The following is an 8160-nucleotide window of genomic DNA, read 5'->3' on the forward strand; positions in this document are numbered from 1 at the left end:
ACGTTAGAAGTGGCAAAAAAGTCATCTAAAACTAACCAAACTTTAGGAAGGTTATTCCTTTGATTTTCTGCTAAAGGTAGGCGCTGATGCAAAATGTTGGAGACGGCATTTACTTGGGAAAAGAAGCCATCTAATACTGGTTGATTACTCTTATCGCGGTAGTTCCGTTTGTAAACCCCAGGGATAGCAGCCAGCCCTAACCAATCATCCCCCTTCCATCCGTTGATGAAAAACTGAACGTCTTTACTGTACTTTACAGTTTGGGCTAACCAAGCCCTCAATATTGTGGTTTTGCCGGCACCAGGTAATCCCGATAATACCCAACTGAGAATATTATGCTGTAGCTGTTCGGTAAGAAGAATAGTATGCTCAGTTTCTCCTCTTGTTCCACCGGCAGCCACATAACTATATCCAGCAGTTTCATCCAGAAATGTGTGGCTAACCGGCCCCCGTTTTGTGCCCTTACCCACAGTAAGAAAGGGTTGGTCAACCGACCCCCGGTTTTTTACACCGGCATCCCCATTAGGAAATGGTGGATCAACCGGCTCCCTTTGGGATTGTCCTTGTACAGGTAGATTTAAAGGTTGCTCCTCAATAGTGTTAGCTTCCGTGTCCCACAAATCCTCCTCAAATGGCGATTGTTCATTGGTAAATTGATAGTTTGGTTGTTGATAATGGGGTGGTTGATAATGTTGGCCTTGGTTCCGTTTACCTTGTGATTGTTGGTGGTTCTCATAAGCCGGTTGTACTGGTTGTTGGTGATTTTGATAGGCCGGTGGTACTGGTTGAGGTTGGCGGTTTTGATAGGCCGGTGATACTGGTTGTTGGTGGTTTTGGGAGGCCGATTGTACTCGTTGAGATTGGTGATAGGTTTCTTGGGATTGCTGATAAGTGGGCTGAGATTGGCGGTTTTGAAAGCCCGGTTGTGCTGAAGGGGGTTGTTGATAGGCCGGTGGTACTGCTTGAGGTTGGCGGTTTTGATAGACCGACTGCACTGGTTGAGATTGGTGGTTATGGTAGGCCGGTGGACTGCGGTATTGTGGTTGGTGGTCAGCCTGTTGGATGGTATCTGCGTCTTCTGCTTTCACCCATCCAAAATACAATTCACCTAACCCTTTAAGAGTGATGAATACACCGGCACCGGCAATTAAACCAGCGAATGGAATACTCGTCTTCTGAGGAAGGTCTTGTTTGGTTTTGGTTGGGTCAATTGTTTGTTTTTCTTGGGGGAGCATGGCACAGATAATTAAAATCGTCCCCAAGATTATTTGCACCCCCGATGTTACAACTTTATTCATTACCCCTCCTTATTTTTGAGGTTTCTTTAAGGCTTGTTCCTTACGAAACTCCTCTAATTGTTTGGCTGTCCAGTTGTTGATTTGTTTCAATCGCGTTGCCGCATCTACTCGGTTCTCGGAAGCTAATCTCGTTGTACGGGCTGCGGCTAAATCACCTTGTAATGTTTCCAGCCCAGCTAACCCGAACTCGAAATCATACGCGGTTTCGTAATTGGCTTGGTTGTTTCCCATTAACCAACCTAATGCTGTAAACATGGCTAATTCTGGATAGGCCGGTGTTTCTGCACTACTGGGATTTAGTTTTTTATCTTTGGTTAGCTTGAGTGGTTTATCCAGACTAACCAGGGCAAACTTTTCACCGGCAGCAATCCGCCAGATTAACGGTTGAATCGCTTCAGCTTGCTTCTGGTAAAGACAGGTGGTAATTGTTTGGTTGGAAGCGTTACAAACATCTCCAGACTTACTTAGCCGGTCTTTAGCGGTTGAGCGTTCTTTGGAACCAATATTCAACCATAGCTTTTGCAGTTCCCCCACTGAATTACTACTTGTGACATTTGGTTTAAAGTCAGTGACAACCAAGCTTTCCAGTAGGGCTTTATTCGCATCTAATTCAGCAATTAATTCGGATGAACCTTCGGCAATTGTTTGGGTTGGCGTACCCATTAGGAGAACACCGGCAGTGCTAAGAGCAGCAAATACTGAAAAGCAACACATCAAGAAAATTAACAGTTTCTGGCGTTCGGTTTCTTCTTTTCGTTTATTCGTCCTGTCCCCTGGTATTTCCTCTCTTGACCCCGTTTTCGCAAAGAAAACCGTAGATTCATTTTGATTGGGAGATTGCTGTTTACCAAATGGATGTTCTGGTGGCGGATCGTGAATAAATCCTGCTGCATTTAGGTCGTACATTTTACCCTCTTCAATTCCTGATTTTCACACTGGCCCACACTCGTTCTACTGAATTAGTTGGGGTAGGTTTTTCTTCTGCACCCCAATCTAAAAAGAAGGGTGATAAAAGAATTGCTCCCAGGGTAAATGACATGAAAATTAAGGTGGGATTAACCATAAGAGTGGCGGCTCCTATCACCCCTCCAATGTTCATTGCACCAACAGTAGCCAGTCCTGGTATTGAAACTAGATATCCCATCATGGCGCCGGTGGCAACAGACATGGCTTTATCTAATAATCGGAACATAGTTTTTTCTCCTTATTTGTTGTAATGAATGGGTTGGGTTTGGTTAAGTTTGAGGCCGGTGTTTAATCCGAGTAGGAAAAAGCTCATACAAGCAATACTGACTAACGTTCCACCGGCAATCACCATTAACCAGGGGGTACGGGTTTTGGCAACGAATGTTACTGTACTGTGAGAGGTGGGAGTAGCTTGATTGGTAGAGGGATTACTGATGATTTCTTCTGCTTCGATTTCCACAATATCTGAGGGGGAGGTATCGAAAAACTGAAATGCTTGGGTTTCCCCTAACTTGAAAGAATCAAGCTCTGATTGAGGTTGGTAGGGTGACATGATTATGGTTGAGTTTGAAGATTATGTTTCTCTTTGAGGAATGCCACGAACCCTTCAATTAGTGTGCCAATCACTTCGTAATCTAAATTGGTGGGGACGTTCTGATTATCTTGTGTTGCCAATTTTTTCACATACCATTCGGCGGTTTGGGAAATGTCGGCTTGATAATGCTCAAGAATTTCTCCCACAAATTCATCACCGGCCTGGCTGTTATTAATGAGTTCTCGGATGTGGCTGACAATCTGTTTTGAGAGAGTAAACCTCAGCCGATAGTTTTTCGGTTTGGTCAGTCGTCATAATCTTGTCTCCAGATAATTTAATTGAGAAAAACGTTGATGGTAGGGTCAAAGAAAATCCAATTATTGCTGCACCGGCTCCCTAAGAAACCGCTCTCATCAGAATTTGGTAAAACTAGAGAGTCTATTCCACCACCGACCATCATTGATACCGCTGTACTGCCGGTGAGCAATGGTACGTTTTGTCAAATAAACTTCAGCGGACAGGTTGATGGAAAGGTTAGGCTTCATAGTTGTGGCTCCACATGATTTTGTTGAGAACTATTGTTAGTACACCGGCCAATGGAATACCGATGAGGATGCCACCAGCAGCAATTGAGATAGATGGAGTGGGGTTTGGGAAAATTAGAGGGCCGGTTGTTGCACCCACCATCATTGAGATTGCTGTGCTGCCGGTGGTAAGAAAGCCATGAGTTTGCGCCTTTTTATAAAGCTCCTCTTCAGTTAGTTGGAGTTCTTGTTGTAGAAATCGGTTTTCTCTGTTAGCCTCGTCTTCAATTTCAACCAACCGATTTTGCACAAGTTCATAAAATTCAGTACGCAGCTTTCGGGTCAGTTCGTGGGCGAGCCGCTGATTTGTTTGGGTGAGTTCGTCGCATAGCCGGTGATTAACCGCCGTCCAAATGCTCTCGGAGTTTCCGTGATGGCTGTCTGGATAATGTTCCCCAGATATTCCATATCTTCGGTTGCCAATACTGCAAGTTCCCTTTTTTTTTCGTCATCGCCCTCCTGAATCTCAATATCTAACCGGCCTTCTTGGGCTGCTTCGGCCTCCGCTAACCACATCCGATAAGTTTCACCTAACAAATAAATGCCGGTGCCACGTTCCCTTTTCAACTTTTCATACAGCAAATGCAGCCGGCTTCCCTCTACTAAATCTCCCGGCTTCACACCATAGGTCTCCTCAAAGTGTTTATCTAAGGTGAATTTATCGGTGGTAGCTTGGGGTTTTTGAATCGTGGTTTGTTGGGGGCCGGTGTAGCTATCCACCATCAATTGAGCAATGTCTACCAGTGTGTAACTGTTGCCGTCAGCATTTGCTTTTAACAGTTGTTCTTGCAGGGAAGTAAAGATGGCCAATACATCAATTCTGCCTTTTAGTATGGCTGAATTATTGTCAATATTCCCCTTACCATCAACTTGCAGGCCAAGCACTGTACACGCTTGTTCTACCTGTAGTTTGTCCGTTTTTAGCTGTGTTGCTATTTCTACGATTCTCATTTTCTTGCTCCTTTAGATGGTCTAGTAAATATTTGAGGGCTTGTTGATGGCCCGGATGAGTGATTTCTGGAAGAATTGCAGTTAACGCTGCTCTTAAATCGCCTCCGCCTGTTCTCTCTTTGAACACTACTTCAAAGGATCTTGCATGGCCGGTGTCTACCACCTTTGTCCGGTATTTGTTGTACGAGTAAGAGAAAACCTGAATCCCTACCCATGCGTAAATAATCGTCAACACATCTACACATGAGAATGGTTCATTTGCTCTCCCGTAGTCTTCGATTGGTAGTTGGCATTCTCGTACCCATTTTCTCAAGGTGGGGTAGCTAATATCCAGCAAACTGCAAAGCTGGCTTCTACTGAATCCCCCATATTTGTACAAAATTGCTCTTGGTATTTTAGGCATTCATCCTATTACTTCCTCCCCGTAAAAAATTTAATACTGAACCCGCCCTTTCAATTGGCATCTGGTAGGCTTTCGGTTGGCTTTCGCTAAATACTTGGCTCAGTTTTACTAAAAGCGAACCCAACTTTCTGTGAAAGCTAGTTGGCTGTCGTAGAAAACCAGATTCGTTTCGGATCAGAACCGCAGTTTCAGTGGTGATATTTATTAAAACTCCCCCAAACTTAAGTTGACAAGGGTTTCTCACGTTTTTTGAGAGCGATTTTCTTTACCTAAATCCCATTTATTTTTCTTAATCTGTAGAACCCTTTACCCCAATTTTGTCAAGAGGTTTTCTCGTTTTTTGAGAGCATCTTATTATCAGAGGTGAGTAATAAACATTTTTGAAATTTGTCAAGCCCTTTTCCCGTTTTTTGAGAGGATTTTAGCAAGGTGTCGGTGCTGTCGCCTTCCAGTAGAGCCAGCCACAGCAGAATTCAGAAAGTTTGAATGCGGTAGCGTAGTTTGATTCCCAAGCCCCAGAGGATTGAGTAGATAATGTCAGCAAAACCGGCCACCATTCTTAATTTGTCTGGTACGCTGCCTTGTGTCTCGGCTTCCCAGTACCAATGAGCTTTGGCGGTGTTGTAGTTTATGGCAACCCCAAATACGACATACCAACGAATGAATTCACACAGGCAAGCAGTTCGGTATTGAGGATTGTATTCGTTGATCCCATATAAGCGAGGAATCCACTTCCGGCAGAAGCTATCAACAAATTGTTTGTTCCGTACTTTATACTGTTCATCTTTGGTCGGTATTTCAGTGATTTCTAGGGGAAGGCGTTTCATCAAAAAGCTTACGATTTGTTCCCCAACCAAGGTTGTGGCGGGGTTGTGCTCTGTACTCCTTATAATCTGGCTTGCCTGTTGATGAGGTTTGATTTTATTAAACCACTGTCTTTCATCCATATAAAAAACCTCAGTTACTATTGAAGAGTAGTTTTATTAAACCAAATCTCCGCCAATTCGTGGAGTAAAAAAAATTTAGTGTCTCCTCAATGTTCAAGAGAGAGCGAAATTATAAAAAAAATTAAGGTGAACTCATAAAATAATGATGGGGTAAAAATCTGGGATATAAGGAAATTTCTCTAAAGACGCTGGCAAAAATTATGTTCTACACCGGCACCAGCACTAATAAATCTCCGAGCCGGTGGCTGACGCTACCAGATTCAACTATGAGCGCGGTGGCACCGGCCTGCCAAAAATATCTACTATTTATAAGGTGGCATCGGCCTGTTTAAAAAATTCAATTATTCAATATCGGCGCAGGCATCTTTAAAACATCCGGCCTTTCCTGGGAAGCACCGGCCTGTTTGAAATATCCGACCATTCAACACCGGCACCGGCCTGTCAAAAATATCCGACCATTCAACACCAGCACCGGCCTGTTTAAAATAGCCAACGATTTCAACATCGGCACCGGCCTGTTTGAAATATCCGACCATTCAACACCGGCACCAGTTTGTCTAAAACATCCAACAACTGAACATCGGCACCGGCATCTTTAAAATGTCCAACGATTTCAACACCAACATCGGCAGCGGCGTAAAACTCAACTATTGAAGGGTGGCATCGGCCTCTTTAAAATATCCAACGATTTCAACACCGGCATCAGCTTGTCTAAAATATCCAACGATTTCAACACCGGCATCAGCTTGTCTAAAATATTATGGTTTAATTTTTCTGTCCCCCAACTCCCGGTGCTTCCCCTTCATTCATCGTGGGGACATTCTGAAACTGCCGAAAAATGGTGAAGATTTTTTATGCACCGGCACCACAAAACGGACATTCTTATGATTAGTGGTACGCGATTGCCACTCTTCGTCTCGAAGAGTGGTTTATGGTCGGTGGCCGGTGGGACTGTACTCAATGCTGGTGGCCTAAAGAGCCAACGGAATATCTGTACGCTTCGTCTCGCCGGTGGGTTGATGAACGGATGGGATAACGGTTGTCACAGATGGATCGGGGGGGTAGTCGGGTGGATTCAGAGGCCGGTTGAACCAAGGGGCCGGTTAAACCGAGGGGAAGCCGGTTGGATTGAGGGGTTGGTATTGTCATCTTTGAGGGCCGGTTGGATCTCCGAGTCCTTGCTGATTCCCCCCACCGGGTTTGAGCAGTTTGTCACAGATTCCGTTACTCGATAAGTACCAAAAGCCTCGTCTGTGACGCCTGAATCTCAGGGGTGGTGTTGCTTGAGTAGGGGGCCGGTGGTTATGTGGTTGTTAATCGGTTGGTTGATGAGTCGGTTGGTTGATGGGCTGAATCCCTCGGATGCCAGTAGAATAGAGGGCCGGTGGCTTTGGGATTATCGCCTCTGTGCCGGTGGCGGATACGACCGTTGGTATTGCTGGTGCTGGTTTGTGGCCGGTGGCCGGTGGTACTGGTTAATGGCCGGTGGACAGAGGCATTTTCCACCTTAAGTCTGTACTCGGCAGAACGTATGTACTAGCCTAAGCCTACTATTTCTTAACAAAACTTTACATCATGTCCTATTTTACAGGAACCTCGGCTTTACTGAAATACAGAATTTTTCCTTAGCCATTGGGCTAAAGATTCCTGAGTTTCTCGGTCAGTTGCCAATTGTTCCATCCTTTGCACCACATCCATTTCTGGAACTTCTAATAAATAGCCATTCACCAACAAAAAAGTTGCCATTACTGCAAAAGCTGTGCGTTTATTACCATCAATAAATGGATGATTTTTGGCTAACCCATAACCATAAGCAGCGGCCAAGTCAAATAAATCGGGTTGACCGTAAGCTAATAAATGTCGGGGTCTTGCTAAACCCGCAGCCAAGAGATTTTTATCTCTGACCCCTAAACCGCCACCATGCTGCCGAATCTGATCTTGATGGATGACTTCTACAATTTCTTCAGATATCCATATCGGTTCCTTCATTGAGCTAATTCCCGTAAAGCATTTTTATACTTCTCACTAATCACCTGATAAGCTACCATTGCCTTGTCAAAATCAGACGGTTCAGAGGTTACAGAGTTATCCGATTCAGTTTTCTGTCCTCTTTCGGTGAGAGTCTGTAAAAATACCAGAGCTTCTGCCAACAGTTCCTCTGGTAATTCAGTGGCTAACTTAACGACTTTTTGACGGATTTTTTGAGGCATATTGTTTGTCTAAAATCTTGTGATTTATCAAAAATTAAGTCTGACTTTATAGTTTAACTTATTTATCCATATTCCCCCAATTTAACATTTAGGAACAAAAACGGGCTATTGGTTCATGGTTGAACAAGAAGTGAACACATCCATGAATCCAATATAAAGGATAGCTGAAGGTTAATCACTTCGCTTATAATCCACCGGCCCCCATTCCGACCAAGCTAATCTACGACCATCAGGCAGTTGCATGGTTCTTTGTCTTTCTGGTGGTC

At 44.2% G+C, this 8160-nt stretch carries 14 protein-coding genes; 2 read left to right on the plus strand and 12 right to left on the minus strand.

Translation table 11 applies throughout. The annotated features are described in order from the left end of the window. From NG798_RS26195 to NG798_RS26240, 10 genes are all read right to left on the minus strand, one after another. On the minus strand, positions 1–1298 hold a 1298-nt coding region (locus tag NG798_RS26195; protein WP_261226669.1), incomplete at its 3' end, for a hypothetical protein. A 9-nt stretch (positions 1299–1307) separates the two neighbouring features. Continuing rightward, entirely contained in the window at positions 1308–2204 is an 897-nt protein-coding gene (locus tag NG798_RS26200; RefSeq protein WP_261226670.1) for a hypothetical protein, read from the minus strand. 10 nt (positions 2205–2214) lie between these two features. Further along, a complete protein-coding gene (locus tag NG798_RS26205) occupies positions 2215–2490 on the minus strand; it encodes a hypothetical protein (RefSeq protein WP_261226671.1) in 276 nt (91 codons plus the stop codon). Between the two features lie 12 nt (positions 2491–2502). Continuing rightward, a complete protein-coding gene (locus NG798_RS26210) occupies positions 2503–2817 on the minus strand; it encodes a hypothetical protein (RefSeq protein ID WP_261226672.1) in 315 nt (104 codons plus the stop codon). Positions 2818–2819: 2 nt separating this feature from the next. Beyond that, a complete protein-coding gene (locus NG798_RS26215; RefSeq protein WP_261226673.1) occupies positions 2820–3005 on the minus strand; it encodes a hypothetical protein in 186 nt (61 codons plus the stop codon). Between the two features lie 328 nt (positions 3006–3333). Further along, complete coding sequence (locus NG798_RS26220) at positions 3334–3633, minus strand: hypothetical protein (RefSeq protein ID WP_261226674.1); 300 nt, start codon at positions 3631–3633, stop codon at positions 3334–3336. A 32-nt stretch (positions 3634–3665) separates the two neighbouring features. Further along, positions 3666–4334, minus strand: coding sequence for a hypothetical protein (locus tag NG798_RS26225; protein ID WP_261226675.1), 669 nt, complete (start codon positions 4332–4334; stop codon positions 3666–3668). Beyond that, on the minus strand, positions 4249–4737 hold the full coding sequence (locus tag NG798_RS26230) for a helix-turn-helix domain containing protein (RefSeq protein WP_261226676.1): 489 nt from the start codon (positions 4735–4737) through the stop codon (positions 4249–4251). The genes NG798_RS26225 and NG798_RS26230 overlap by 86 nt, the downstream gene beginning before the upstream one ends. A gap of 473 nt (positions 4738–5210) precedes the next feature. Beyond that, on the minus strand, positions 5211–5684 hold the full coding sequence (locus NG798_RS26235) for a hypothetical protein (protein ID WP_261226677.1): 474 nt from the start codon (positions 5682–5684) through the stop codon (positions 5211–5213). Positions 5685–6025: 341 nt separating this feature from the next. After that, positions 6026–6220, minus strand: a complete 195-nt coding sequence (locus NG798_RS26240) for a hypothetical protein (RefSeq protein WP_261226678.1) — start codon at positions 6218–6220, stop codon at positions 6026–6028. Between the two features lie 348 nt (positions 6221–6568). Here NG798_RS26240 and NG798_RS26245 point away from each other — a divergent pair, with 348 nt between their 5' ends. Then, entirely contained in the window at positions 6569–6919 is a 351-nt protein-coding gene (locus NG798_RS26245) for a hypothetical protein (protein WP_261226679.1), read from the plus strand. 18 nt (positions 6920–6937) lie between these two features. After that, positions 6938–7195, plus strand: a complete 258-nt coding sequence (locus tag NG798_RS26250; RefSeq protein WP_261226680.1) for a hypothetical protein — start codon at positions 6938–6940, stop codon at positions 7193–7195. A 91-nt stretch (positions 7196–7286) separates the two neighbouring features. Here NG798_RS26250 and NG798_RS26255 read toward each other — a convergent pair whose 3' ends face one another. Beyond that, positions 7287–7673: a type II toxin-antitoxin system death-on-curing family toxin gene (locus NG798_RS26255; RefSeq protein WP_261226681.1), complete on the minus strand. Its 387-nt coding sequence runs from the start codon at positions 7671–7673 to the stop codon at positions 7287–7289. Beyond that, on the minus strand, positions 7670–7894 hold the full coding sequence (locus NG798_RS26260; protein WP_261226682.1) for a hypothetical protein: 225 nt from the start codon (positions 7892–7894) through the stop codon (positions 7670–7672). Before NG798_RS26260 ends, NG798_RS26255 begins: the two co-directional genes overlap by 4 nt. Between the last annotated feature and the right edge of the window lie 266 nt (positions 7895–8160).

The sequence above is a fragment of the Ancylothrix sp. D3o genome (assembly GCF_025370775.1).
Taxonomy (GTDB): Bacteria; Cyanobacteriota; Cyanobacteriia; order Cyanobacteriales; family Oscillatoriaceae; genus Ancylothrix.